At 66.7% G+C, this 22,299-nt stretch carries 35 protein-coding genes; 3 read left to right on the forward strand and 32 right to left on the reverse strand.

Features of this window, described 5'->3' with window-relative positions; genetic code table 11:
- Positions 1–28 precede the first annotated feature (28 nt).
- The 10 genes from AB0F17_RS16030 to AB0F17_RS16075 form a co-directional block, all read right to left on the reverse strand.
- Positions 29–550: a hypothetical protein gene (locus tag AB0F17_RS16030; protein ID WP_358022605.1), complete on the reverse strand. Its 522-nt coding sequence runs from the start codon at positions 548–550 to the stop codon at positions 29–31.
- A gap of 2 nt (positions 551–552) precedes the next feature.
- The gene (locus AB0F17_RS16035; protein ID WP_358022608.1) at positions 553–1,011 is read right to left on the reverse strand and encodes a hypothetical protein; all 459 of its coding nucleotides are present in this window, start codon (positions 1,009–1,011) and stop codon (positions 553–555) included.
- Positions 1,008–1,421 carry a minor capsid protein gene (locus AB0F17_RS16040; RefSeq protein WP_358022610.1) on the reverse strand — a complete coding sequence of 138 codons (414 nt, stop codon included), beginning with the start codon at positions 1,419–1,421 and terminating at the stop codon, positions 1,008–1,010. Before AB0F17_RS16040 ends, AB0F17_RS16035 begins: the two co-directional genes overlap by 4 nt.
- On the reverse strand, positions 1,418–1,768 hold the full coding sequence (locus AB0F17_RS16045) for a hypothetical protein (RefSeq protein ID WP_358022612.1): 351 nt from the start codon (positions 1,766–1,768) through the stop codon (positions 1,418–1,420). The genes AB0F17_RS16040 and AB0F17_RS16045 overlap by 4 nt, the downstream gene beginning before the upstream one ends.
- A 10-nt stretch (positions 1,769–1,778) precedes the next feature.
- The gene (locus tag AB0F17_RS16050) at positions 1,779–2,093 is read right to left on the reverse strand and encodes a hypothetical protein (protein WP_358022615.1); all 315 of its coding nucleotides are present in this window, start codon (positions 2,091–2,093) and stop codon (positions 1,779–1,781) included.
- Positions 2,086–2,508: a hypothetical protein gene (locus tag AB0F17_RS16055; protein ID WP_358022618.1), complete on the reverse strand. Its 423-nt coding sequence runs from the start codon at positions 2,506–2,508 to the stop codon at positions 2,086–2,088. Before AB0F17_RS16055 ends, AB0F17_RS16050 begins: the two co-directional genes overlap by 8 nt.
- A 72-nt stretch (positions 2,509–2,580) precedes the next feature.
- A complete protein-coding gene (locus AB0F17_RS16060; protein ID WP_358022621.1) occupies positions 2,581–2,937 on the reverse strand; it encodes a hypothetical protein in 357 nt (118 codons plus the stop codon).
- A gap of 3 nt (positions 2,938–2,940) precedes the next feature.
- Positions 2,941–3,144, reverse strand: coding sequence for a hypothetical protein (locus AB0F17_RS16065; RefSeq protein WP_358022624.1), 204 nt, complete (start codon positions 3,142–3,144; stop codon positions 2,941–2,943).
- Positions 3,144–4,364 carry a DUF5309 family protein gene (locus AB0F17_RS16070; protein ID WP_358022628.1) on the reverse strand — a complete coding sequence of 407 codons (1,221 nt, stop codon included), beginning with the start codon at positions 4,362–4,364 and terminating at the stop codon, positions 3,144–3,146. Before AB0F17_RS16070 ends, AB0F17_RS16065 begins: the two co-directional genes overlap by 1 nt.
- Before the next feature lie 16 nt (positions 4,365–4,380).
- On the reverse strand, positions 4,381–5,034 hold the full coding sequence (locus AB0F17_RS16075) for a hypothetical protein (RefSeq protein WP_358022630.1): 654 nt from the start codon (positions 5,032–5,034) through the stop codon (positions 4,381–4,383).
- Positions 5,035–5,172: 138 nt separating this feature from the next.
- On the opposite strand from AB0F17_RS16075, the gene AB0F17_RS16080 reads away from it, so the two are divergent.
- On the forward strand, positions 5,173–5,688 hold the full coding sequence (locus AB0F17_RS16080; RefSeq protein WP_358022633.1) for a hypothetical protein: 516 nt from the start codon (positions 5,173–5,175) through the stop codon (positions 5,686–5,688).
- Here AB0F17_RS16080 and AB0F17_RS16085 read toward each other — a convergent pair whose 3' ends face one another.
- From AB0F17_RS16085 to AB0F17_RS16190, 22 genes are all read right to left on the reverse strand, one after another.
- Positions 5,689–6,813 (reverse strand): phage minor capsid protein, encoded by a 1,125-nt coding sequence (locus AB0F17_RS16085; RefSeq protein ID WP_358022636.1) that lies wholly within the window; start codon positions 6,811–6,813, stop codon positions 5,689–5,691.
- A 15-nt stretch (positions 6,814–6,828) separates the two neighbouring features.
- Positions 6,829–8,430 carry a hypothetical protein gene (locus tag AB0F17_RS16090; RefSeq protein WP_358022639.1) on the reverse strand — a complete coding sequence of 534 codons (1,602 nt, stop codon included), beginning with the start codon at positions 8,428–8,430 and terminating at the stop codon, positions 6,829–6,831.
- A 13-nt stretch (positions 8,431–8,443) separates the two neighbouring features.
- Positions 8,444–8,884 carry a hypothetical protein gene (locus tag AB0F17_RS16095; protein WP_358022643.1) on the reverse strand — a complete coding sequence of 147 codons (441 nt, stop codon included), beginning with the start codon at positions 8,882–8,884 and terminating at the stop codon, positions 8,444–8,446.
- Positions 8,881–9,138, reverse strand: a complete 258-nt coding sequence (locus tag AB0F17_RS16100) for a hypothetical protein (RefSeq protein ID WP_358022647.1) — start codon at positions 9,136–9,138, stop codon at positions 8,881–8,883. Before AB0F17_RS16100 ends, AB0F17_RS16095 begins: the two co-directional genes overlap by 4 nt.
- A gap of 101 nt (positions 9,139–9,239) precedes the next feature.
- Positions 9,240–9,365 (reverse strand): hypothetical protein, encoded by a 126-nt coding sequence (locus AB0F17_RS16105; protein WP_358022650.1) that lies wholly within the window; start codon positions 9,363–9,365, stop codon positions 9,240–9,242.
- Between the two features lie 133 nt (positions 9,366–9,498).
- Positions 9,499–9,807 (reverse strand): helix-turn-helix transcriptional regulator, encoded by a 309-nt coding sequence (locus AB0F17_RS16110; protein WP_358022654.1) that lies wholly within the window; start codon positions 9,805–9,807, stop codon positions 9,499–9,501.
- A 101-nt stretch (positions 9,808–9,908) separates the two neighbouring features.
- Positions 9,909–11,177 carry a PBSX family phage terminase large subunit gene (locus tag AB0F17_RS16115; RefSeq protein ID WP_358022657.1) on the reverse strand — a complete coding sequence of 423 codons (1,269 nt, stop codon included), beginning with the start codon at positions 11,175–11,177 and terminating at the stop codon, positions 9,909–9,911.
- A complete protein-coding gene (locus AB0F17_RS16120; protein WP_358022660.1) occupies positions 11,174–11,638 on the reverse strand; it encodes a hypothetical protein in 465 nt (154 codons plus the stop codon). Before AB0F17_RS16120 ends, AB0F17_RS16115 begins: the two co-directional genes overlap by 4 nt.
- 121 nt (positions 11,639–11,759) lie before the next feature.
- Complete coding sequence (locus AB0F17_RS16125) at positions 11,760–12,593, reverse strand: hypothetical protein (protein ID WP_358022663.1); 834 nt, start codon at positions 12,591–12,593, stop codon at positions 11,760–11,762.
- 355 nt (positions 12,594–12,948) lie between these two features.
- Positions 12,949–13,575, reverse strand: coding sequence for a DUF4326 domain-containing protein (locus AB0F17_RS16130; RefSeq protein ID WP_358022666.1), 627 nt, complete (start codon positions 13,573–13,575; stop codon positions 12,949–12,951).
- Entirely contained in the window at positions 13,572–13,982 is a 411-nt protein-coding gene (locus tag AB0F17_RS16135) for a hypothetical protein (RefSeq protein ID WP_358022669.1), read from the reverse strand. The genes AB0F17_RS16130 and AB0F17_RS16135 overlap by 4 nt, the downstream gene beginning before the upstream one ends.
- A gap of 16 nt (positions 13,983–13,998) precedes the next feature.
- The gene (locus AB0F17_RS16140) at positions 13,999–14,415 is read right to left on the reverse strand and encodes a hypothetical protein (protein ID WP_358022672.1); all 417 of its coding nucleotides are present in this window, start codon (positions 14,413–14,415) and stop codon (positions 13,999–14,001) included.
- On the reverse strand, positions 14,412–14,813 hold the full coding sequence (locus AB0F17_RS16145; RefSeq protein ID WP_358022675.1) for a hypothetical protein: 402 nt from the start codon (positions 14,811–14,813) through the stop codon (positions 14,412–14,414). Before AB0F17_RS16145 ends, AB0F17_RS16140 begins: the two co-directional genes overlap by 4 nt.
- Positions 14,814–14,896: 83 nt before the next feature.
- Complete coding sequence (locus AB0F17_RS16150) at positions 14,897–15,175, reverse strand: hypothetical protein (protein ID WP_358022678.1); 279 nt, start codon at positions 15,173–15,175, stop codon at positions 14,897–14,899.
- 5 nt (positions 15,176–15,180) lie between these two features.
- On the reverse strand, positions 15,181–15,537 hold the full coding sequence (locus AB0F17_RS16155; RefSeq protein WP_358022681.1) for a hypothetical protein: 357 nt from the start codon (positions 15,535–15,537) through the stop codon (positions 15,181–15,183).
- Positions 15,534–15,755, reverse strand: coding sequence for a hypothetical protein (locus tag AB0F17_RS16160; protein ID WP_358022685.1), 222 nt, complete (start codon positions 15,753–15,755; stop codon positions 15,534–15,536). Before AB0F17_RS16160 ends, AB0F17_RS16155 begins: the two co-directional genes overlap by 4 nt.
- Complete coding sequence (locus tag AB0F17_RS16165; RefSeq protein WP_358022689.1) at positions 15,752–16,093, reverse strand: CHC2 zinc finger domain-containing protein; 342 nt, start codon at positions 16,091–16,093, stop codon at positions 15,752–15,754. Before AB0F17_RS16165 ends, AB0F17_RS16160 begins: the two co-directional genes overlap by 4 nt.
- A 20-nt stretch (positions 16,094–16,113) precedes the next feature.
- Entirely contained in the window at positions 16,114–16,647 is a 534-nt protein-coding gene (locus AB0F17_RS16170; protein ID WP_358022692.1) for a hypothetical protein, read from the reverse strand.
- Between the two features lie 15 nt (positions 16,648–16,662).
- Positions 16,663–17,919: a DnaB-like helicase N-terminal domain-containing protein gene (locus AB0F17_RS16175; protein WP_358022695.1), complete on the reverse strand. Its 1,257-nt coding sequence runs from the start codon at positions 17,917–17,919 to the stop codon at positions 16,663–16,665.
- Positions 17,912–18,790: a helix-turn-helix domain-containing protein gene (locus tag AB0F17_RS16180; RefSeq protein WP_358022698.1), complete on the reverse strand. Its 879-nt coding sequence runs from the start codon at positions 18,788–18,790 to the stop codon at positions 17,912–17,914. Before AB0F17_RS16180 ends, AB0F17_RS16175 begins: the two co-directional genes overlap by 8 nt.
- A 31-nt stretch (positions 18,791–18,821) precedes the next feature.
- Entirely contained in the window at positions 18,822–19,163 is a 342-nt protein-coding gene (locus tag AB0F17_RS16185; RefSeq protein ID WP_358022701.1) for a hypothetical protein, read from the reverse strand.
- Between the two features lie 49 nt (positions 19,164–19,212).
- Positions 19,213–19,494, reverse strand: coding sequence for a hypothetical protein (locus AB0F17_RS16190; RefSeq protein WP_358022704.1), 282 nt, complete (start codon positions 19,492–19,494; stop codon positions 19,213–19,215).
- 374 nt (positions 19,495–19,868) lie between these two features.
- Between AB0F17_RS16190 and AB0F17_RS16195 the strand changes: the two genes are divergently transcribed.
- Positions 19,869–20,969 carry a transcriptional regulator gene (locus tag AB0F17_RS16195; RefSeq protein WP_358022707.1) on the forward strand — a complete coding sequence of 367 codons (1,101 nt, stop codon included), beginning with the start codon at positions 19,869–19,871 and terminating at the stop codon, positions 20,967–20,969.
- Positions 20,970–20,971: 2 nt separating this feature from the next.
- The gene (locus AB0F17_RS16200) at positions 20,972–22,282 is read left to right on the forward strand and encodes a tyrosine-type recombinase/integrase (protein ID WP_358022710.1); all 1,311 of its coding nucleotides are present in this window, start codon (positions 20,972–20,974) and stop codon (positions 22,280–22,282) included.
- Positions 22,283–22,299: the final 17 nt, after the last annotated feature.

The raw sequence follows: 22,299 nt of genomic DNA on the forward strand, positions 1-22,299 counted from the left end.
TACAGCAGGGTGTAGAACTGGCGCCAGGTCAGGTCCGCGATGTCTGGCGGCGTGAGCTGGTATTCCCTGCGGAAGTCGGCTTCGATGACCGGCCAGAGCCGCCGGATCCGCCGCTCTTGCGGGTCGAGCTCGGCGCTTTTCCCTCGTCGCCGGCCTCGTCATCCTTGGCCATGACGGACTCGTACGCCTGCTGCCAGGTGATCGGCGTGCCTTCGCCGTGGGACATGCCCCAGGCGAGCACGACGCGGAACTCCCGCGCCCCCATCCCGGCGGCGTCCCAGGCGTCGAGCACGTCCGCGCCGAACAGCCCGGCCAGCAGCTCCCGGAACGCGTCGTCGCCGTCTTCGTTGCGCATGGCGCGCGCCTTGGCGCGGAACTTGAGGGGCAGGTCCTGCGGGACTTTCACCTTGACGCCGCGGATGACCTCGGTGGGTGCCAGGCCGTGCTCGGCCGCCTCCTTGCGGAGAGTCTCGCCCCAGAACGCGTCGAAGCCCTGAAACTCGTTCTCCTGCTCGGCGGTGTCGTTGTCGAATGGCTCGGAATTCGACATGGTCAGATCACCGCCGCGGTGCTGCTCAGACCCGACTTGGTGATGGTGGCCGCCCACGAGCTGGGCGCGTTCGTCTCGCCGCCCGACTCGCCGACCGAGAAGGTGGCCGTCCAGATGCGCCAGTTCGTGTCCATCGGGTGCCGGAACCTGATTCGGCCCTGGCTGTCGGCGGCGAGCGCAGTCTCACCCGCGAGCGCCTCCACACGAGCGCGGCCGGGCTGCAACGCGCCGGTGAGGTGGTCCTTCAGCTCCTGGCCGGCCAGCGCCATGCTCGCGCCCCGCTGCATAACCCACTGCTCGTACGCGCCCTGGCTGTCGAAATCCGTGATGTCCGCCGTCTCCTCGTTCTCGGCCTTGTTGACGGTGGCCGAGGACAGGTTTTCGATACGCAGCCAGGTGTCGGCCGTGCTGCTCTCGACCTCGATGACGATGTCCCTGGAAGGGATCTTCACTGCGGTCATTGCGGGTTCTCCCTGTTCGTGCTGGTCCGGCTGATCTCGCAGCGGAGGTTGATGGTGTACTCGGGGCGGCCGTTGGCGTCTTGGCCGATGAAGATGGGGCCCGACTGGACGCCGACGGCCAGGAGCAGGAAGGTGCCGCCGGGCAGCGTGTAGGGGCCGAGCCCGTGCAGGGCGTCGTAGAGGCGTTCGGCGTCGGCTTCAGCGATGCGGACGTCGGCGGCCGGGCTGCGGAGTCGGTATTGGATGGACGGCTCGTCGTAGTTGTCGCCCAGGCTGCTCTCGCGGCCGCCGTAGCGTGCGACGACGAAGCACCGGTCCGGGGCGGCGGGCATCTTGGCGACGAAGCCGGGGCCCAGGCTGACGCCGAGCGTGGTGGGCAGCTGCTGGAACTCCTCCAGAAGCGTCGTCACCGCAGGCTCCGCCGGATTTCGGCGGCGATGATGTCGCCGATCACGCCCGCCTCGGTGGTCATGGGGCCTTCGAGGTACTTCGCGGATCTGCCTTCGTCGTGCTGCCAGGTGATCTCTTCGTGCTGCCGCACGGCGTACGGGGTATCAAAGCTGACCGCGCCCTGCAGAGTGGCCTCGTCGACGCTGGCCGTCCCGGAGCGTTCGAGGGTGCCTTCCTCATGCGGGACCAGCTCGCGGGACTTCTGTAGAAGGTGCTCGGTGCCCTTCTTCAGGCCCTGCACCGCACCGTTCCGTTCGGCGGTCTTGATGGCGGCGATGTTGAGCTTGAGGGTGGCTCGCTGCGGCACCGGGACCTCCCTACTGCAGGGCGACTTCGAGGTGGTCGGGGGTGGGCAGGCCGCCGCCGTCACGCCGGGACGAGGCCAGCACGGTGGTCTCCCGGCCGTTCACGGTCACCCGCGAGTCGACGGGGCACACGGTGTTGAGCGGCGCGTAGAAGGTGCTCTCCGAGGTGACTTCCTCGCCGGTTGGGGCACGGACGAGGCGCCGTTTGTCGTCGACGAAGCAGGCCACGACGACCGAGGCGCCGAAGGCGGGGCCGAACGGACCCTCACCCTCGTACGGCTCCACGATGACGGTGTGGCGGAGCAGGAAGGGCGGGACGCTACCCATCGGCCGCAGCGCACGTCTGGTAGGTGTACGGCTCGTGGCCGGTCAGCCCGGCCAGCTGCAGCACGGAGCGGGCCTGTGGTGCGAGGGGACGAGCGGCCGAGCCTCCGCCCGCCCCCCCGGATTGGGGCCGGGACAGCGCCACGCTGCCGATGGACACGGACGTGTACGTCAGGGATCCGCCGGTGCCGGTCTCGTCGCCGGTGTCCAGGCAGTAGGCGGCCTGCTCGATCGTCGCCTCTTTGAGTGCGGTGATGACGGCCGCGTCGGTGGCCGCGCCATCCTCGACGTTGTAGACGGCGGCGATGAGCGCGGCGTCGACGTCGCGGCTCGCGAGGGTGAGCAGACGCTCGATGTTGGCTGGTGCTGTGCCGGCGCCGAGCTCGGCCTCATATTCTGCGCTGGTGGCGTACGCCATGCCGTCTCCCCTCTCGATGGTGGGCGCGGGCAGGTGCGCACCCTCATACCTCCCGCCCGCGCGCTCATAGGGTCAGCCCGCGTCGAAGACGGCGACCGTGACCGAGGCGGGGGTAGTGCCCGCGTAGTCGAACCACACCGAGCCGTCCGCCTGCCGGTACGACGGATCGAACGGGCCGAACACGGCGTAGCCAGCGGCCGGGATGCTGATCCCGGCCAGGTCGCCGACAGGCAGCGATGACGGGCCGACCGTGGTGGGGTTGATGAACGTCGGCACGATCGCCGCGTCGTCGCCGTTGAGGATGAACACGAACCGGTTCGGCGCCCACTGGAAGCTGTTGCCGTCCGTGGTCTGGGCAGCCACGTCGACCGCGGTCGGGATGATCCCGGCCTCGGTCATGGTGGTGACTGCGACTGCTGTGCGTGCCATCGGCTACGCCTCCTTGCCCTTGGTGGTGCGCCTCTTGGGGGTGGTGGGGGCAGCCCCGTGGCCTGCCGCCCCCTCCACGTTGTGGGCCCGCCAGCCGTCGGCGCCGGAATCGGCGAGCGCGGCGAGGCGGGCGTCATCCTCGGATCCGTCGACGGTGAAAGCCCTCTCGACCCTCACCCCGTCGACGAACCGTTCGTAGAGGCCCATCAGACGTCGAGGCCACGCAGCAGCGCGTGCGCCCGCTCGGAGCCGTAGGCGAGGCCGATCTCGCCGTACAGCTGCACGTCGTCGCTGGCGCCGACCTTGGCCAGCTCCTCCTCGAAGAACACGCCCTTGTCGGGCACGTTGAGGAAGACCGGCTTGAGCTGGTCGAGGGAGACGACGGCGATGGCGTCCTGCGGCATGTGCCGATCCATCATGATGTTCAGCACCCCGAAGTCCGTCTCCAAGGTCTGGACGCTGACGCCGCCGACGGTGCGGCGGCTCTCGGTGGAGATGAGGACGGCCTTGCCGTACGCGTCGGCGTAGGCGGCAGTGATCGCCCGCTTCTGCACCGAGTTGCACAGCAGGGTGGCGGTCTCCTGGTTGGAGATGCCGCCGTTGTCGTACGCCAGCTGCAGGATGTCGTCGATGACAGCCGGTGTGAGCACAGTCGTCCACGGAACGATGTAGTCGATGTTCGTCGTGGAGGTGCCGAGGGTGATGGCGGTGCCGCCGCTGGTGGCCGACACCTTGAACGTGTTGGTCGCCTTCGACACCACGTAGTAGATGCGGCCGGCGACGATGCCGGTGGCGTCACCCGTCTTCGTGAACACGATCTTCGTGCCGTCGGTGAGGGCGGTCGCCGTCTCGGTGATGGTGTCCGTCGCCGAGCTGAGACCGGTGATGGTGCTGGTCGCCTTCGAGACGCGGTTGGTGGTGATGGCCTGGATGAGGCCGCGCGTCTTGCGCGTCGTGGTGTTGTCGACGGGCAGCTGGTAGACGCCGTTGATGAACGAGTAGTTGACGTCGAGGGCCATCTGGGTGAGGGCCTGGGCGATCTGCCAGTCCTTCTCGTTGACGACCGGGTTGGTGCCGCCGCCGGGGTGGTTGAACGGCGCGGCCTGCGGCGAAGCGAGCTGCTGGTTGGCGGACTGCTTGGTGTACGAGATCGACACCTTGGACTGGTGGATCTGGCACACGTTCTTCACGTTGGCCCGGACCCGGCCCTCCGCGGTGGGCGCGACGGCGCCTTCGAGGGCGACCCTCTGAGCCGGGTCGCGGAGGTCGAAGGTCTGCCATTCGAACTCAGTGCTGGACGCCATGCCGCCGCCGGTGAGGCCGCCGATCGCAGAGAGCAGGGGCGTGTCGGCGGGGGTGAGGCCGAACAGCTGGCCGGTGTAGTTGGGCAGGTTGAACGTGGTGCCCATCGCGGAAATGCCGGACATCAGGGTCTCCTATTGGTTACTGGGACAGCGCAGCACGCTGTCGTTTGAGGCTGATCGCGAGGGCGTGATTGCCTGCCTTCTCGGCGTCGGCGATCTGCTGGTCGAGGGTGGGGCCGGTCGGCTGGCCGCCCGATCCGGAGAAGTCGCCGCCGCTGACGGGCGGGACCGGGGGAGGCGTCGCGGGTGCGGCGGTCTGGGCGGCCATCCACGGGTTCGCGGTGAGCGCGCCCTGGATTGCTGTGGCGAGCGTGGCCGGGAAGTCTTCCGCGCTGGGGTCCAGGTTGCTGGCCACGTTGGCGAATGCCGTGGAGCCGAGCAAGGCGGCCGGGTTGACCCCGTGCTGCTGGGCGGTGGTGTAGGCGTGCCTGAGGACGGTTTCGGTGCGGGCCTGGACTCGGTACTTGGCTGCGTCGCCGCGCGCGTCGGTGAGCTCCTTCTGCCACTTCTTCGGCAGTTTGGAGATGTCGTCGATGCCTCCGTCGTCGACGGGCGGAGGCGTCGGGGGCGTCCACGTGGGCGGCTGCGGGACGGCGGCCGGAGCGGGCGCGGGCGGTTGGGCCTGCGGTGCCGGAGCGGTCGGGGCCGGTACGGCTGGCGCCTGGGGCGCGGGAGCCGGGGCGGCCGGGGCTTGTCCGGCATTCGGGTCGGCAGGCGGGGCGGGCATGGTCATGCGGACCCTCCAGGGATCAGCGGTGGTGAAGCTCGGCACCTGGCCGAGCACGGTTTGGACCGCGCCAGGCGGCCCGTTTCGGGCATCCGTCTACGTCGAAACGGACGGAAGATCACATGTGGGGCGTACGGTGCGCGCATGCACTCTCCCCAGCAACAGCAGCCCCCACAGTGGCAGCAGCCGTACCAGCAAGCGCCCACGCCGCCGCGGCGCCGTATGAGCCCGTTGAAGTGGTCGCTCATCGCCGCCGGCATCGTCGTCCTGCTCGTCGCCGGCCTGGTGCTCGCCAGCACGGTCGCGGCCAAGGTGGCAGGCTCGCTGCCGTCGGCCAGCGCGACGCCCGGTAAGTCGGCCCAACCGCCCGCCACGGTTCCCGCCTATGAAGTCGTCAAGACGCGACGCAACGGTGTGGACCTGCTCGTGCCCAAGGCCACGGTCAGCAGTGCGAAGACAGTGATCAGGGACTGGATCAAGCGCAACGCCGACGACCGCGACTATCTCGTAGTGACGGTTGTTCGATCGGCTGATGCGAAGACCTACGTGTGCGAAGGCGAATACGTGGCCGACGAACGCACCTCAAAGATCAAAACGGGTGGGCGCATCACGGCCGACGAGTATCCCACGACGGCCATGAACTGCCCCGACCCCAAGTAGTCACCGGGTCCTGCCGATCTGCTCGCGGTACGGCAGCCGCTTCAGCCCGTGCGCACCGATGTGGGCGCGTAGGGCGGCCTGCCACTCGCGTACCTTGACGTTCGCCTGCTTCTCGGCTGCGGGGTCGATTGCGGCGGCGGCCCGCTTCTTCCACTTGCGGATCTGCCGCTCGATGGCGCGCTGCCGTTCCTTCGCCTTGTAGCCGTCCGCGTTGGGCCGGGCCTGGCCGGTCTTCGTGATGCCTGGCGTCCAGCGGGACACGGAGTGGGTGCAGTTGGGGTGCATCAGCCCGTCCGCGCGCGCCTCCGCCAAGGAGCCGGCCACGGTGACGGTCACCATCTCGTTGTCGCGGGTGGCGTGCTCGACCTGGACGCGGCCGCGGTTCCGGCCGGACAGGCTGAGGACTTTGCCTTCCCACGGTCGGCACTTCGGGCACTCGCGCGGCGAGTCGGAGACGATGACCAGATCATTCCCGGCCTCGACCAGGCGGTCGGCGTGGGCTTGGGTCATGGCGGCCATGGTGCCGGTGCGGGTGGCCATCTCCGTGTATGAGGCGAGCTCCCAGCGGCGGCCGGATCGGTCTTGGAAGCCGGTGATGCCCTTGTCGAGCAGCCGATCCCAGGCGCGTTGCGCGGCCTGCCGTCGGGTCTGGAGGCCGAGCAGTGTGTGGGGGAGCGCGGTTTCGGCGATCACCTTGCGGTAGGCGTCGAGCTGCCACCGCAGGATCTGCGTGTGCGTCGACCGGAGGGTGAGGGCGAGCTCGCGCGCCATGCGGACGAGTGCCGGGTTGCCTGGGAGTGCTTCGCGGACCAGTCGGGCGCCCTGACCGCGCTGTGGGGTGTCGGCGAGCCTGCCCAGCTCGGCATCGGCTCGCTTGCCACCGCGCTGGGCTGCGAGCGCGATGGCCTGGCGGACAGCGTCGTCCGAGTCCTGGGCGAGCTTGGCCAGGATCCGCTGAGTCTGCATGCGCAGCGCGGTGATGGCGATCAGCTTCTGGCGGGCCCAGTCCGGGCTGTCGATTCCGGCCTTGAGGCTGGTGGCGATGTCCCGGGCCAGCTGCAGCTCGACGTTGGAGTACAGGTCGACGAGCGTGGCCACGAGGTCGTCGACGGTGGGGGAGGCCATGGCGACCTCCCCGAACTACTCCTTGGGTGGCGGCTTGCGGCCGGGCGGCCCGTCCTGCGCCTTTGGGTCCTGCTGGCTGGGATCCGGGGGTGGCCCGTCTTGGCCGGGCGGCAGAGTCGGGTCCTGGCCGAACGCGTTGAGGTCGGCGAGCGGATCAGGTCGGGCGTCGCCGATCGCCGTGACTTCGGCCTGCACCTGGTCCTCATCCCAGTCCGGGTGAAGCATCCTGACCAGGGTCTCGTCGCTCGCGGCTTCGGCCCGGCGCATCAGTTCGGCGGTCTGGGCGAGTTGCATGATGTCCGGGCTGACGGAGTCGCCGAAGACGACGGTGGGCAGTTCCGGTGTGACGGCGCCCTCGAAGCCGAGCGCGGCTTCCAGGGTGAGCAGCATCTCTATCGCCTCGGCCAGCTCGGGCGCCGTGTAGAGGGCTTTCCTGCCTCGGGTGATGAGCGACCGGCGCTCCTTGGCGCTGACCTCGGTGGCAGTGACGGCGACGTCGCCGGACAGGCCGAACGACTGGGCGGAGTAGCCGGTGGCGCGGAGGATCGCGGCGAGCAGTTCGGCTTGGGTGTCGCGGTGCTCGACGACGCGGATGGCGAACTGCTGGGCTGAAATCTCCATGCGCTGGTCGCCGGCCAGCATGTCGAACGACTCGTATAGTTCGCGGTCGAAGTCGAAGTAGGCGCCCTGCCCTTTGCCGTTGGACTGCAGGTAGGAGGAGGGCACGATCAGGCGGGCTTTGGCGAGGCGGATGTCGCGCATCCACGACGTCCACACCTCATCCAGGGAGTCCATCAACCCGAGAACGGGCCCGTCGAAGTCGGACCTGCCGAGTGCGGCGCCGGCCGGGTAGTTGCGCCACTGCCGGTTGGGCCGCATGTTGGGGACGTAGACGGCGGTGCAGCGGTCGAGGCCGGTCGTGATGACGGGCTGCATGCCCTTGGTTTCGGCGTGCGCGGTGAGCGGCATCTGCCCGCCGAGGTCGCCCACCTTGCCCTTGTACAGCCCGTTGAGGATGACGCCGGGCTCATGCCGTTCCAGATGCCAGAGACAGGTGTCGTCATCCGGCTGCTCGAGCACCCGCCAGAAGGTGACGGCGTAGAGGCGGCCCCAACGCCATTCGGGAACGGCCGCGTCAGCGTGCACGGCGTTGAGCCACGGCTTTTCGGCGACCTGCTTGTCCCAGACAGCCCTCAGGTAGTAGCCGCCCAGGGCTGCCCCGACCTCGCTGCCTTCGAGCAGTGTGGCCTGCAGTGAGGGCAGGAGCTCGTCGATGCGGTCCTGTGTCGCTTGGTCTTCGACCGTGATGGTGGGCGGCTCGGAGAAGAGCAGGTCTGAGCTCATGGTGCAGATGTCGGACGCGACCGGCACATGCAACTTGGTGCGCTTCTCGCCGGCCGGTGTGGGGGTGCCCCAGAACATTCTGGCGAGGGTGCCGACGACACCGCCGCGGTATTGGCTGGGTCGGTTGGCGGGGATGTTGGTGCCGCGGCCGTCGCCGTACAGGGCGGCCAGGCGCTCGCGGTCGCCGACATACCAGGTGTCGAGCGTGTTGTACTGCTGGTAGATGGGCTGTAGTGCGCGGGGCGGCCAGGTGCCGCCGCTCGGCAGCGGCATGAGGTCGCTCCTTTCAGGGGAAAGTGGGTGCGACGTCGTCAGGGCGGTCGGGCTGCCCTTCCGGGATGATGCGGAGACTCAGCTCCGATGCGCCGCCGTCGTTGTGCCTGAAGCTGCTGGCGACGACGCACCACCGCTCGCCGTGGAACTCGAAGACGGTCTCCCCGTCCGTCCTGAGCACGGGAACCGGCTCCGTCTTGGGGGTGAGACCCATGGCGAGCGCGACGCTTTCGGCGATTGTCTCCGGGTCCACATCCCCGGCGATGGCCGGGTCGATGTGTACCGTGACCGTCGCGGGCTCGCTGGTTATGGGGGCGTGGGCGAGTGCGGTGTGCAGGCGCGTCCACCCGTCGGCGACCGCCACCAGCGCGGCCGACTGCTCGGGGAAGGCGTTCATGGCGTCGGCCCTGTCGAGAATGTAGGCGGCATTCTTGGCCGCCTGCTCCGGCGTCACTCCGCTGCCTCGTACGTCGCCTCGAAAATGTCGGGCTTGCACGGGTAGAGCTCGCCCTGCACACCCTTGATGATCCAGTCGCCGACGTTCGCGCGCATGTCGCCTTCAAGCGTGGTGATGATCAGCCAGTCCGGGTTCTTCTCGGTAGGGCCGTAGATGTTCTCGGCGCTGAACGCATCCCAGAGTTCGTTGACGTTGTCGCCTGTCCATTGGACGGCTTCGATCTCGACGGGGCGCTTGCGGAATCGGGGCATGAGGGTGCTCCAAGAGGCTCGATAAATGATCTTGGATGGGACTTGCGGGAATGAGATGTTCCCGCAAGTTTCTGACCAGTAGAGCTGCGCTCACGTAGCAATCAGACCTCGGCCACCCACTGCTGAGCCTGCCTCGCTCGGTCGCCACACTTGAACGTGTCGGGCACCGGAGCGGCCTTGTGCTCTGGGCAGAAGTGGTAGACCTTGTCGTCCACCTTGCTGGTCAACCAGCCCGCGCGCCGGATGCTGGAGCGCGTTGTGGAAGCTGCCCCGAGCTGGCTCCAGTGCCAGGTGCGTATGCGTGCCGGACATCGCCGCGCATCGCATGTGGTCTCTACCAGGATCGCTTGCGACATTGCTTCACTCAGCTCCGCAGTTCTGGCAGCGGAACCCTGCCGGAGGACTGCCTTTACACGTCAGGCATTCATCACTGATGAGGTCATCGAGGGGCACTTCGAACGTGGCGGCGACTGCCAAGGCTGCATCGATAGAGATGATCTGGCGTGAACCGCTCTCCATCCGAGTAACCGTGGTCGGATGGGCCGCGAACCCGTTCGCCGATAGCCGCTCAGCGAGTTCGACCTGGGACCAGCCGCGTGAATGCCGCAGCGCACGCATGCGGAGACCGATGCGCCGAGAGGCGTTGGTGCGGCTCGTAACTCTTGACATGGGAATCCTTGCTGGGGAACGGGAGGGGAACGGGTTGCCCGGCCTGGCCTGTCACCCGTTCCCCAACGGGACAGGTCAGGCCGGGAGATCAGAGGTTGCTGCTAAGCCGCCTTCGAGGGTGCGGCGAGCTGGCCATGCCAGATGTTCCTGGTGGTCCGGATCCCGTACCTGAGCGCGTCACAGCCGTGGTCGGCCACCTTCAACGGCTTGTCCTCGCCCTTCTCCGACGCGTCCGGATCCCAGGCGTAGCCGGGAATCTCCTTGATGAGTTCCTTGCACTCCGCGGAGACGAGTAGCCGGCCGGTGGCGAAGAGGCTGGCGACGTCGCGGATGCCGTCGACCACCTCGTTGTCCGCGAGGGTGGACGACTGGCCGTCGCGGTGCATTTGCACCCTGTATGACTTCGCGGACGGGTCGACCACCCAGTACGAGGGTGTGATGCCCAGCCCGGTCACCCAGGCCCGGACGCGTTCGGAGTATTCGGCGTCCGTCAAGGCGCCGCGCATCTTCTTCGAGTCCCAACGCCACTCGTGCCCGACGTAGAGACGACCGTCCACCCCGAGGCCGATGGCGAGGGCGTGGAAGGGGTTGGTGGTGCCGTAGTCGAGGCTGATGCACAGCCATTGCGTGATGGCGGGCAGCTCGTGGACGACGTGCCGGGCCGGATCCCACGACTCCCAGATCACGCCTTCCGCGAGGCACCATTCGCCAAGGATCAGCCGCCGGTACCAGAGGCCCGTGAACTCGCTGGAGACGTCGTCGATGTACTCCTGCGTCAGGTTCGGGTTGTCGCGGAGCTGGAATGAGAACCGGTGCAGGTTGAGCAGGTCGCCGTCGTGGTGGTGGAGCTGGCCGTGGATGTCGAGGTGGACGCGGGCCCGCTCCAAGTACTCAACGAGTAGCCAGTGCTGCGGCCCGTCCGGGTTCGTCGTCCCGAACAGCTGGGCGCCCGGGATGGAGAGTCGGGTGAGCAGCATCGTCCAGAACGACTCCGGCATCGTGCTGACCTCGTCGACGTACGCGCCCACCAGGGACAGGCCACGGATCTTGTCGACGCTGCCCTCGTTGTAGGCGCCCGCCACGTAGATGACGCGGCCGAGGAGGTGGAGTTCTCCGGCGCCGGCGACGAACTTGCAGCGCTTCTCGCCGAGCATCTCGGTGAGGGGGTCGATGATGTTGCGCTTCAACGTGCGCTCCGTCTTGCCGACCATGAGGAGGGGGCCGGCGGGGGCGGTGCGCACGAACTTCAGCCACTTCAGCAGTGAGCTGATTGTCTTCGAGGATCGGACCGAGCCGTCCCAGATGTTCAACCGGGCGGTCGCCAGCTCGACGGACCGGCGCTGCTTGCCGACGAGGGGGGCGATGTTCACAGCCCGGTCATCTCCGTCAGCCAGGCGTCCACCGCGGCATGCGACTCGCCAGAGTTGTCGTGCTTCTCAATGACGAGGTGCTTGTCGATGGCGACCGCCGCGGCGGTCATCAGGTTGCGCAGGTCGGACACGGGCGGCTTAGGCAGCACCTTCGAGTTGAACGTGTTGTCCTTGCCCCCGAAGTTGAACGCCGTGTGCTCCTGGTCCATCTGGTCGAGAAACTCGTTGGCCTTCAACAGCAGCCGGCGCGAGGTGGCGGCCCGCAACGCGGCGTTGTCGGCCTTCGCCGCCTCAGTCGCGTTCTTGGTTTGAGAACGTTGCCAACCGTCGCCTTCGCCTGTTGCTTTGGCTAGGCGGGAGACGGTTGAGGTGGCCACGTCGTGGTCGCGGGCGATCTGTCGTGCGGACTTTTGGCCGGCCTTGATGTCGTTGAGGATCGCCTGGCGTTTCGTGTCGTCCATGCGTGGGGGCACACGTGCTCACCCCCCGCGGATGTATGTCCGGGCATGCAAAGAGCTCTCCCGCTCGGGGGGTCGGGAGAGCTCTTTGACGACTGTGACCAGGCTATTAGATCGGATCATGTCACTTACTGGTTGCGTGCGCAACTACATGGTCTTCTGCCTCCGGGCGGAGCATCAGGTCTACGACGTCGCCGACCCTGAACAGCATGCGACCAGCCTCGTTGAGGCCGACGGGCTGGAGCTTCTGCCTGGCCACCCATGTGTGCAAGAGCGCGGGCTTGATCGGCCGGATCAACGAGGTGAGGGCGCGGGCGACCTCGGGGCCGGTCAGCTCGTACTCCTCCAGGGCGGCCAGCATGCGCGTGCGCCGGTCGGAGACGTCGTAGCGGAGGGGTCGGTTGTCGTCGTCTCGGCACCATCGGCACGTGACTGCGGCGGCTCCTGGGCGGGCGTAGAGGTCGCCGTCGCAGACGCTGCACGGTCCTGCGTACATGCTGTCCGGGGCCCGGTCGATGGCGCGGCGGCTGTTGCGTATGGCGGTCAGGATGTCTTCGAGCGCCTTCACGCCGTCCTGGTGACGGATCAGGGCGTCGGCGTGGCGATGTAGCCAGCGCGAGGCGTGGGCCGGCTTGTGGTGGGGTGCTCGGCCGAGGTCGAGGTACACGCACGTCGGGTGTTCACAGTCGAGGCAGGCGGGGCCGTGGAGCTTCTGCACGCTAGTCGCGAGCGTGCGCGCCCACCCGTTGAGGACGGCTTGGAGGACGGCGGAGACCTCGGATGCCCGCTCGTTGTACGGCAGTGGCGTTTCGGTGCCGCGTCCGCCGACGCTGCCGCCGGCGAGGCGGACCTGTCTGGTGCGGGCGAGGTCGAGGTCCTCGGCGAGGCCGGGCACTTCGGCGAGTTCGCGGATGAGCTCGGATCGGCAGGCGCCGCAGACGCGGACAGAGCCGGGCATCGTACGGTCGCACCAAGCGACCGGGCAGGGCATGGCCAACGTTCCCCCTGATGTTCAGTGCCGGTTGTGCGTCTCGCGTCCGTCAGGCTGACGGACGCGAGATTTGCGATCTTCAGGGCGACGGTCGCAATCTGGCCGACTGCCCTTCTCTTGGGAGGTCTGTGACTGAGGTCCCTGAAGGACCCCAGTGCGGAGGGTCAGGGTGACCCTCCGCAGGTTGGGCGAAAGCTTCCCGGTGCCGGGACGCTTTGAGCCCGTCAAGGCGACGGGCTCAAGGTCCGTGACCTGCAGACCCCTGAGGGATATGCAGGTCCAGGCACGCGTGGGGCTATGCCCCACGCGTGGCCCATGTGGATCAGTCCCAGTAGATGCGTTCAAGCAGCACGTCTACGTGACAGGCGTCCTCGGGCTTGCACCAGCAGGCCAGGTCGCGGTCTTTCAGCTCGCGCTTGGCCCGCTCGACGAGTTCGGGATGTTCGCTGAGGTGATCCCGGTATAGGTCCAGGCCGGCGTCGCGGTGGTGAACCTGTCCGCCGCAGGTGCGGCAGCCCTTGGACGACAGCGTGTGCGGGTTGGCGTACGGCGACGCCTTCAACCCCGGAGCTGCCCGGCCGACGTAGATGGCGCTGTCGGGCACCTTGCCGTGGAAGCGATCGCCTTGGACTTGTACGCGTCGCGCGTTCACGTCCTCCTCCTTGTGGAGCTTGCCTTCGTTGGCCATGGCCTGGAGGCGCAGGCCGGCGTCCACGAAGTCGTGGCCGAGTTCGTGGTCGAGGCGGCGGGCGGGTGGGGCGAAGAACTGGGCGACGGTGACCCTGAGCGCCACTTTGAGAAGCGAGGGATGTAGACCGGGGTGGTAGTCGATGAGCGTCTTCTCGATGACCTTCTGCACCTGGTCTTCGTCCTCGCGCACCTGCAGCATGTCGATGCAGAACTGCAGGATGTCCAGTTCGGTCGGGGTGTTCATCGCGGGCTTGGTCATCGCATCTTCACCGCGGTGTAGCAGGCGTTGGCGAAGCCGAGCATGAACGCGTCGTCGAACCCGACGCCGAACGCCTCCTTGGGCCAAGCCGGGAAGCTCGTGCCCTGCCGCTTGTTGATGTCGGCCATCTCGGCGACGCCGTCGAAGGTCTCCCGCTCGTTCGGGCCACCGCGCAGGTAGTCGAGGAAGCCGGGGACGCGGGTGGCGTCGTAGTAGGCGCTGTCAGTGCCGCTGAAGCCGCCGTCGTGCAGGTCGCGGTGGATCTTCGCGACCTCGTACACCTCCGTCTTGGGCGGGTTGGTGGCCAGCCACATCGTCCCGGAGCGGAAGCCGTCGGCGTGCTGCAGGAGCCAAGTCTTGGCGAAGTCGTCGATCTCCCACTGGGGGGTCATGCTGTTCTGCCTCATGATCGAGTCTCCTTGGTCAGAGGTGGTTGAGGGCGTGGTGGATGGCGTGGCAGATGCCCTGCCAGAAGCCGGAGTCGGAGTGGAAGAACCAGGCGCGCTCCCACTCGATCGTGTACGGGTAGGCGACCTCGGGATCGGCCGCCAGCTCTGCGGAGTAGGCGGGGCCGTTGATGACCGTCAGGTGCTGCTCGCGCTCCATGAAAGGCACGAAGGTGGGGAAAATTTCGCAGTTGTGCCAATTGCCGGAGGACTCGCCGTCGCCGCCGGCGCGGATCTCCGTGTGGAGGTCGGCGATCTGCTGCGCCTCGCTGCGGCCGGGGTGGGTCTTGAGCCAGGCGAGCCCGGCCTGTGCTCCTTCGGCGTAGTCAGCGAAGTAGTCGTCGGCGGCGTCGTCGATGTGGACGAGCGAGGGGCTGATCGGGGTGATGGTCACTTGGCGGCCTCCTCGGCGAGGTGCTTCCGCAGCCGGTCAAGGCCGGCGAAGGTGGACATGATCAGATGGGCTTGGGCGTACAAGGCGTGGAACTGCGCGGACAGGCACACCTGGGCGGAGTCGATGTGCTGGGCCTCGACTCTGTCCATGGGGATCAGCAGCTCGCGGCCGTCGTCGTCGATGACGGTTACGAAGCTCTCGACCTCGATCGTCTTGCCCTGGTAGCTGGGAATCTGCTCGGTGAGGGCGGTGTGGCCTTCCAGGACGTCGGCAGCGGTGAATCCCGCGGGCTCGTCCTCGTCGATGAGCATGGAGTCGCGGCGGCTCTCGGTCACCCAGTCGACCATCAAATTCTTCGCGTAGTGCTCGGCGAGCTCGGCGAGCCGGTTCTCTTCCACGGGGCGGTTCCCTCCGTTGTTGCTGGTCGTGGCATCCTTGGGGTGGCCGCCCCCGCTAGAGACGGGGGCGGCCGAAGTGCTTGTCACGCGAAGAGCGCTTCCTGGACGGGAGGCGTGGTTGCGGACTCGGCCATGAGGTCGCGGACCTTAGCCTCGATTTCGGCGGTGCGAGCCTGCGTGAAGGCGACGGTCGCGCAGCCCTCACAGGTTGTCTCGCGGCACCGGCCGCGACGCCCAGCCTCACACCAGGGGGTGCCCCACCAGCCCAGCGCTCTGATGGCCTGGCCCGAGCGCCATTCCCTCCACTCCTTGCGGAGCTGGCGGAGCTGCTTGTTCAGCTCCTTCGTGGCGGACCGAGCCATAGCGGTCACCGACCCTCGGCGATGTCGACGGTGGTAGCAGGAAGCAGGACCGTGATGTCGACGGTGGTCTGAGGGTCTGAGTCCGGGTCGAGCGCTGAGTGCGCCCGGCGGTACTCGCTGGCGTGTGTCAGGCCGACATCGGTGAGGAAGATGGGGTCGGTCCTGACCTCCTCTCCGCCAGCGAGAAACCAGGCCCTCACCACGCCCCAGGCGACGACCGGGAACGTGGCCTCGTGGCTGATGGCCTGCTCCTGGGTGTCGACGTCGTAGGCCACGTGCCGCACCTGGACCCGCCATCCAGGATTGGCCGTAGTGATGGATAGGAGCTCGTTTCGGAACCGCTCGGGCTCTGTGCTGGTCACTGGTTCTCCTTGGTGGTGTTGACGATGCCGACGGCGGGCCGCTCTTGGTGTTCGCGGACCATGGCCAGCACCTTGGTTGTGTGCCGGATGCAGATGTAGATCAGCGCGTCATCGGACTGGTCGAGCGCCGGGTTTACGCACATCTCGTTGTTGCGGCGCTTGAAGCGGCAGCGATGCTCCCGCTCGGGGGCGGCTACGGCGGTCTTGGCTGCGCTCACGGCGCTGGCACCTCTTCGTGCGTGAGGGAGATGCCAGCGCGTCGAGCCAGGAAATTGACGGCGGACCAGAACGAGATGTCCTTGGCCTTCTCGACGAAGGTGATGACGTCACCTCCGGCCTGGCAGTGGGCGCAGTAGTACATGCCGCGCTCAGGGCTGACGCTGAACGAGAAGCCCACGTGCGTAGCCGGGTCAACGGAGTCCATGCACAAGCCGCTGAGGCTGCCGTCTCTGTTCGGCTCCAGCTCGTAGTTGAGGTCTCGCATAACGTCGGCGATCGGGTTGAGCTCGCGGACAAAGGCGATGTCTCTGTCGGTGATGCGGGTGTTTGTGGACATGGTGATCCCTTCTCGGGTTCCTACAGGGGCCAGAAGCGGCAGGCGTCGCAGGCGCCGGCCTGGAACATCAGCCAGCCGTGCGAGACGGTGAAGCTCCAGATGGTCTCGGTGTCGGGGACGACGTAGCCGCAGCCGTCGCAGGTCTTGTCCGCGGCGGACAGGCGCGGCAGCTCCAGCAGATGGGCGCAGGATGTGCAGACGATGAGGTCGGGCTTCCACGCCGCCGAGACGACAGGGGCAGGGCGCCTGATCGCTGGGGAGTGCGTACACGTGGCGCACTGCCCGGCAGCCCATCGGGCGGCCGTGTTTAGAACGCCGAGCCGCACCCAGTCCGGGTACTGCTGATACGGGACGCTTCTCGCGTCCTGTCCCACTCGCAGCGACGCCAGGGACAGCATCTGGTAGACGTCCTTGGTGGCGGCTTCGCCCTGGTCCAGGAAGGCGACGTGGCCGCTGCTGCGGTACCACTCCTGAAGTTGCTGCATCAGCTCCGGGTAGTCGTCTCGTTGAAGGACCTCGTCCCAGGCGATGACGAGCTGGCCGAGCTTCGACATGGTGATCCTTCCGGGTTAGTGGCGGGCTTCTTCGATGGGGAAGCCGTCGTCGTAGACGGCCTCCCAGGGCCACGGCGTGCCGTACTTGAGCTTGTGCGGCCAGGCGCGTTCGTCTCGGTCGCCGCGGAACCGCTCGACCGTGACCGCTTTCGGCTCGCCCGGCTTGCGGCGGAGGGCGAGGCCGAACTCCGGCCAGCGCAGCCACACTCCCGAGCCCATCGGCCGAAGCGACCGCTGCCCGTTTTGCTCCATTGGTGCGTGGGTTTCGAGCCACAGGGCGATGCCGTAGCGGGCGCGGAAGGTGTCGAGGATGCGCGCGACCTGGCCGTTGACCTGCTCGGCCTTCTCGCCGCCACCCTCGGCGAATGCCTTATACAAGGGCCCGCAGAAGACCACCTCACACCGGCTCTCGACGATCACGCGCTCCACCAGGTGCTGATCGTGCGGCTTACGCAGATCGATCCCGCCCGGCCTGGTCCAGCGCCAGCAACGGTCCTCATCCCAGCCTTCGACGCGACGGCCATGGTTCATCAGTTGGCGGGCCTTCCTCCTCACGAGCGGAGGCGGGTTCTCCAGGTCGATGTACAGGGTCCGGACCGGCTTGATCCGCTCGGTCGGGTCGAAGGGATGCAGGCCCGCCGCGAGCATGACGGCGCACTGTCGCGCAAGGGTGGTCTTCCCGGCGCCCTCGCTCGCCACGACGATGACCCGGTCCATCCGCTCAAGAACGCCCGGAACCAGCCAGTCGTGTTCTTCGTCGGTCTCGTCGACGAAGCTGCCCATGGTGGAGAACCCCTCGATCGTTTTTTCGTCGCTGGTGGACAGGAGCCGGAACCGTGCGAGCGCGTCCTCCGTGGCGACCAGCAGCTCGTCGGAGTCGACGGAGTCGTGGTAGCCCTGGCTGGCGATCCGGGTCAGTTCCTCGATGGCGATCGCCTTGGTGCCCAGCTCGCGCACCCGGCCCACGTAGTAGCCGACGTTGGTCGCGGTGAGGACATGCGCCGACAGGTCGGTGAGGTAGATGTCGCCGCCGGCTTCGACCAGCTTCTTCGACTTGGCCAGTTGGGCGCGGACGCTCAGCACCTCGACCGGCTCGCCGCGGCGGTAGATGTCCACGATGGCGCGGTAGATCAGCTTGTGCTGAGGCCAGAAGAAGTGGTCCGCCGACAGGTGCGTGAACACCTGGTTCGCCGCGTTCGGCGAGATCAGGGCGGCACCGAGGGCGGACTTCTCGGCGTCGGTGTCGTGAGGGAGAGTCCGGGAGTCAGTCATGATCCCTCCACGCGGCTCTCTCGGCGTTGTCAATGTCGTCGTCCTCGTTCTTGCAGTTGGGGAGGTATAGCTTGTAGCGGCCGTCGGTCAGGAAGTTGCGCGGCGTCTTGATGTATGTCCGCACGCCGGTTCGGGTGGGGTCGTCTCGGTAGCCCTCAGCCGCGAGGATCAGGTCCTTGGTGGGAACCCCGTTGGCGACGATCTCGGCCCAGGCGCGCGCGGCAGCGTCCGGGTCTTGCTTACGAGGCATGGCTGCGTAGAAGTCGATGAAGTTCGGATCATCGACGGGCGCCGGCTTCTTGGCTCGCGTCCGTTTCTTGGGTTCGGACGCTCGCGTCTTCGCCGCCTCTTCGCCGCCGAAGAGAGGGATGACCTTCGCTGCGTCTTCTGTATCTGAGGGGTATTCAGGGATATGAGGGATAGGGGTGGACGGTGATCCACCCTCTTGGGATCCTGGTCCGCCCTCTTGGGACGGTGATCCACCCTCTTGGATTGAGTGGGCGGATCCTGATCCACCCTGTTGGGACTGTGGTCCGCCCTCTTGGGGTGGATCCTGGTGAACCCCCTTGGCGAACCGCGGGATGCGAAAAGTCGTCTGCTGGCCCTCATGGGCGTACACCGGACGACCGTCCGCGCCCATCTTGATGGGCACTCGGATCTCCACGCCCTTGCGGGCCATCTGCTGGATAGCCTTTCGAACGCTCTCGGGCTTCAGCCCTGTGCGCCTGGCAATGGTGTCCAAACCCCACTTGTCGGCGCCTCCTGGCCACGCCTCCCGCGTATCGTCATGCGCACGCTCGGCGATAACGACGAGCACCAGACGCTGGGCAGGCGTGAGATCTGCGGGGGCGGAGTCGAGGACCTCGATCATGAGCCTGATCCCCATCACGCGCCCTGATGTGTCACCGATGGACCCCGGCCGCCCACGCGCGCTCCCGAGCGATGGCGGAGCGGAGGTAGGTCACCAGGTGCGGAATGCAGCACCCATGGCCGTAGATCGTCACTGAGTCCGCCTGGCGTAGCACGCTGGCCAGGGCCATGGCTGCGTCAGGTGCGCAGCCCTTGAGGGTGCCATGCACCATCAACGCGGCGGCCTGGCCGGCAGCGGCGACGTTCGAGGTGCGGAGAGCCTTCTCGGTCTGCTCGCGATTCAGCCAGCCGTGTTGGTCGGGCGACACCTCGATGGTGTGCACCGCCAGCACCATGATGTTCTCGCCGGACTGCTCGGCGTCTGCGTTGCTCATGGGTCCCCCGGTCGTTCGTGTACGTGTGTGCGGGTGTGGGGACCCGGGATTAGCTGCGACTTTCCTGGTCGGCGATGCGGTGCGCTTCGATGTAGGCGATCACGTCGGTCTTCCAGGCCACGAGGCGGCGGCCCATCCTGAAGCAGTAGGTGGTCTCGCCGAGGTGGCGCAGGTACCGCTCGGTGGCGGGGGTGGTGCCTTTGAACGCGCACACGCCGTCGAGGTCCAGAAGGACGTCGTTAGAGCGGTCTGCAGCTGTGACCTGCGGGGACATGTCGGACGCACCGGCACGGGACTTACGCAGGCGCGGAGGGGCGCTGGTACCCTTCATGGGCACTCTCCTGTTGGTTGACGTTGGTAGCGGCAGTCGTGGGAGCGTTGTGCACGGGCTCGGCAGGGGCGGGAACCCCGGCCGGGCCCTTTTCTGTGTGCACAGAGCTGGGCCTGCCCGATGACGCTGGGAGATCGTCACAGCAGAACCGTAGCGCATGCTGACCAGCGTTCGCCAACTGTGGAAGACCAACAGGGGTCATATGCAGGCGGAGGGCATGCAAGTCAGCAGCTCAAGGGCATGTTGTGGATCTGCCCAACGATTGGTGAAGTCTTGTGTAGGGCCCCTTGATTGGTTGACAAGCGTTGGTCGTCGCTGGGTAAGGTGTGCACTGGAGAGCTGTGAGCGACCAGCCCCAACAGTGGAGAAGATCTATGCCATGGGATGAGCACGAATATGCGCCGCCGAGCGGGAAGCTGCTCAAGTTGCGAAGAGAAGATATCGGCCTCAGCCAGGCCGTCCTCGCCTGGGCTGCACGGGTGAGCCGCAATACCGTGGGGAATCTTGAGCGAAGCCAGGGGGAGCCGGAAGAGCGTGTCTTCAAGAACGTGTGCGCGGCGCTGGGTGTCAAGAGTCAGTGGAAATTCTCTTTCGCAGAAGAAGATGTCGAGAGCCACGTCCTCTTCTCAGCCGGCGCAGTGAAGCGCCTCTACGAAATAGTGACTGAAGACATACAGCCACGGAGTTCCAAGCGCGCCAGGGAGGCGATTGACGTCTTCCGAAATCTAGTTGAGACGGAGGATAAAGGGCTGTTTGAGAGGTCTGAGCTTCAAATGCAAACCACAAGGCTTGCAAACTACATCGCTCCGTCATTCTTCGATTCTCCAGGCGATCGAGAGTTGTCCGAAGCCTTCATAGAGCGTGGGTGGTCTCCCGAGGATAGCCAAGACCTGAATACCGCCGACATGAGCGCGAGCATGCGAGACGAGATGCGTTTGCGCTCGATACGTGAACGAGAACCTTCGGCAGAAGTCCAGGAACTGCGAGATGAGGTGCAGACTCTCCAGCAAAGACTGGACTCGATTACGAGTGCAGCCGAGTCGCTGTCCTCTCTCGCGGGCGCCAGCCCTCGTGAAGCGTTCAACTTCCGATCTCTGATGCAGGAGAGAGAAGCATTCCGGCTCCTTCCTGTCCGGGTGCAGGAGGCATTGCTGTCCGGCCGGGTACTCGATTCCGAAGTCACAGCGCCACCTAATACGAACGGCTTCTCCATGGTTAATCTCATCGTTCGCCATGATAGTGCGCAGGACGATAGCCTGAATGCCGAGGATCGGCGAGCTCTCATCAACTCCCTTCATGTCTGGCATCTGGCACTTGTATTCGCAGGACACGGGTTTGCGGTCATGCAAGAACACAAGTGGATGGCACCTGAAGAAGTCGAGAGGCGTATCAAGGATGCGCTCTCTGTCATCACAGAATCAAAGGAAACGGGGCTCGCCAAACCCCCCTCATCTGGCGAGTTAGAGGAGCAGTAGGCGTGGCGCACATCGAAGATCGGTGGATGCGGAAAGCCCGCGGCCCAGATCGCAAGGTCTTGCTCGACAGCAGTGGCAGGCCAGCTTTAGAAAAGGACCCGGCCAGGTACGGCAAGGGCAGCCGGTGGCGGCTCCGCTACCTCAACCCTGACGGCGAGGAGCGCAACGAGTCGTTCGGTCGGAAGGTCGATGCCGAGCGGCGGAAGATCGCGGTTGAGGCCGACGTGCAGCGCGGCACGTACATCAACCCCGACGCCGGGAAGATCATCTTCCGCAAGCAGGCCGAAGAGGTCATGGAGAACCGCGTGCTGAACCCCAGTAGCCGCGAGACCATGCGCTTGCGCATGGTCAAGCACGTCTATCCACTGATCGGCGCGCTGGAGATCGGCCCGCTGTCGCGGCGGCCCAGCGTCATCCAGAACATGGTGAAACAGCTGGAGGCGTCCGGGCTCGCACCGAAGACAATCGAGACGATCATGGCCCACGTCTCGACCGTCTTCTCCGTCGCGGTCGAAGACGAACTGATCCTCAAGAACCCCGTCAGCAGCCCCACCGTGGTGCTGCCCAAGGTGGTCCATAGAAGGCTCGTCGTCTGGACGGCTGAGCAGGTGTTCGCCCAGCAGGACGCGCTGATGGAGCGGTATCAGGTCGTCGTCGACATCGGCGCCGGCCTCGGCATGCGACGGGGCGAGATCCTCGGCTTCGGTCCCGATGACGTGGACTGGCTCCGCGGTGTGGCGAGCGTGAACCGGCAGATCAAGATGCTCGACGGGAAGCCGGTGCTCGCACTGCCGAAAGGCGACCGCACGCGGGAGGTCCCGCTGTCGGAGTCGGTAAAGTTCGGGCTCGCCGAGCACATGCGCCGCTTCCCGCCGATCACGGTCACGCTGCCGTGGCAGAAGCTGGACGGCGACCCGGTGACCGTACGGCTGTTCGTCAGCAACCGGGACGGCGGGCCGGTGCTGTTTTCCGGGTTCACGAGAGTGTGGCAGCGAGGGCTGGCCGGGGCTGGCATCGTGCCGAAGCTGGAGGAGGGCGAGGTGCGCGGCGCGCGGTTCCGGGAGCACGGGATGCACATGCTGCGGAAGTACTTCACGTCTGTGCTCTTGGCCGAGGGTGAGAGTCCCAAGGCCGTCGCGGAGTGGCTCGGCCACGCGGACGGCGGCGCGCTGTTACTGAAGGTCTACGCGTCGATCCTGCCGAGCTCCGAGCGGCGGATGAAGAAGACCATCGATGCGGCCCTGAAACGGCCCGCAAATCAAGATCATTCGTCGGCTGGCGGCCCACAGACGGCCCAGGGAGATCAGGGGTGAGCGTTGTACCAGGTCAG

Source organism: Nonomuraea sp. NPDC026600 (assembly GCF_040638335.1).
Lineage (GTDB): Bacteria > Actinomycetota > Actinomycetes > Streptosporangiales > Streptosporangiaceae > Nonomuraea.

What these genes read in the sequence shown, in the direction of transcription:
- AB0F17_RS16180 (WP_358022698.1), bottom strand. Translation starts at nt 18,790, where the DNA reads ATGATCGAGGTCCTCGACTCCGCCCCCGCAGATCTCACGCCTGCCCAG.
- AB0F17_RS16035 (WP_358022608.1), bottom strand. Translation starts at nt 1,011, where the DNA reads ATGACCGCAGTGAAGATCCCTTCCAGGGACATCGTCATCGAGGTCGAG.
- AB0F17_RS16175 (WP_358022695.1), bottom strand. Translation starts at nt 17,919, where the DNA reads ATGACTGACTCCCGGACTCTCCCTCACGACACCGACGCCGAGAAGTCC.
- AB0F17_RS16075 (WP_358022630.1), bottom strand. Translation starts at nt 5,034, where the DNA reads ATGACCATGCCCGCCCCGCCTGCCGACCCGAATGCCGGACAAGCCCCG.
- AB0F17_RS16130 (WP_358022666.1), bottom strand. Translation starts at nt 13,575, where the DNA reads ATGACCAAGCCCGCGATGAACACCCCGACCGAACTGGACATCCTGCAG.
- AB0F17_RS16195 (WP_358022707.1), top strand. Translation starts at nt 19,869, where the DNA reads ATGCCATGGGATGAGCACGAATATGCGCCGCCGAGCGGGAAGCTGCTC.
- AB0F17_RS16135 (WP_358022669.1), bottom strand. Translation starts at nt 13,982, where the DNA reads ATGAGGCAGAACAGCATGACCCCCCAGTGGGAGATCGACGACTTCGCC.
- AB0F17_RS16125 (WP_358022663.1), bottom strand. Translation starts at nt 12,593, where the DNA reads ATGCCCGGCTCTGTCCGCGTCTGCGGCGCCTGCCGATCCGAGCTCATC.
- AB0F17_RS16170 (WP_358022692.1), bottom strand. Translation starts at nt 16,647, where the DNA reads ATGTCGAAGCTCGGCCAGCTCGTCATCGCCTGGGACGAGGTCCTTCAA.
- AB0F17_RS16120 (WP_358022660.1), bottom strand. Translation starts at nt 11,638, where the DNA reads ATGGACGACACGAAACGCCAGGCGATCCTCAACGACATCAAGGCCGGC.
- AB0F17_RS16100 (WP_358022647.1), bottom strand. Translation starts at nt 9,138, where the DNA reads ATGCCCCGATTCCGCAAGCGCCCCGTCGAGATCGAAGCCGTCCAATGG.
- AB0F17_RS16065 (WP_358022624.1), bottom strand. Translation starts at nt 3,144, where the DNA reads ATGGGCCTCTACGAACGGTTCGTCGACGGGGTGAGGGTCGAGAGGGCT.
- AB0F17_RS16185 (WP_358022701.1), bottom strand. Translation starts at nt 19,163, where the DNA reads ATGAGCAACGCAGACGCCGAGCAGTCCGGCGAGAACATCATGGTGCTG.
- AB0F17_RS16050 (WP_358022615.1), bottom strand. Translation starts at nt 2,093, where the DNA reads ATGGGTAGCGTCCCGCCCTTCCTGCTCCGCCACACCGTCATCGTGGAG.
- AB0F17_RS16165 (WP_358022689.1), bottom strand. Translation starts at nt 16,093, where the DNA reads ATGTCCACAAACACCCGCATCACCGACAGAGACATCGCCTTTGTCCGC.
- AB0F17_RS16030 (WP_358022605.1), bottom strand. Translation starts at nt 550, where the DNA reads ATGTCGAATTCCGAGCCATTCGACAACGACACCGCCGAGCAGGAGAAC.
- AB0F17_RS16090 (WP_358022639.1), bottom strand. Translation starts at nt 8,430, where the DNA reads ATGCCGCTGCCGAGCGGCGGCACCTGGCCGCCCCGCGCACTACAGCCC.
- AB0F17_RS16110 (WP_358022654.1), bottom strand. Translation starts at nt 9,807, where the DNA reads ATGTCAAGAGTTACGAGCCGCACCAACGCCTCTCGGCGCATCGGTCTC.
- AB0F17_RS16060 (WP_358022621.1), bottom strand. Translation starts at nt 2,937, where the DNA reads ATGGCACGCACAGCAGTCGCAGTCACCACCATGACCGAGGCCGGGATC.
- AB0F17_RS16150 (WP_358022678.1), bottom strand. Translation starts at nt 15,175, where the DNA reads ATGGCTCGGTCCGCCACGAAGGAGCTGAACAAGCAGCTCCGCCAGCTC.
- AB0F17_RS16085 (WP_358022636.1), bottom strand. Translation starts at nt 6,813, where the DNA reads ATGGCCTCCCCCACCGTCGACGACCTCGTGGCCACGCTCGTCGACCTG.
- AB0F17_RS16055 (WP_358022618.1), bottom strand. Translation starts at nt 2,508, where the DNA reads ATGGCGTACGCCACCAGCGCAGAATATGAGGCCGAGCTCGGCGCCGGC.
- AB0F17_RS16070 (WP_358022628.1), bottom strand. Translation starts at nt 4,364, where the DNA reads ATGTCCGGCATTTCCGCGATGGGCACCACGTTCAACCTGCCCAACTAC.
- AB0F17_RS16190 (WP_358022704.1), bottom strand. Translation starts at nt 19,494, where the DNA reads ATGAAGGGTACCAGCGCCCCTCCGCGCCTGCGTAAGTCCCGTGCCGGT.
- AB0F17_RS16080 (WP_358022633.1), top strand. Translation starts at nt 5,173, where the DNA reads ATGCACTCTCCCCAGCAACAGCAGCCCCCACAGTGGCAGCAGCCGTAC.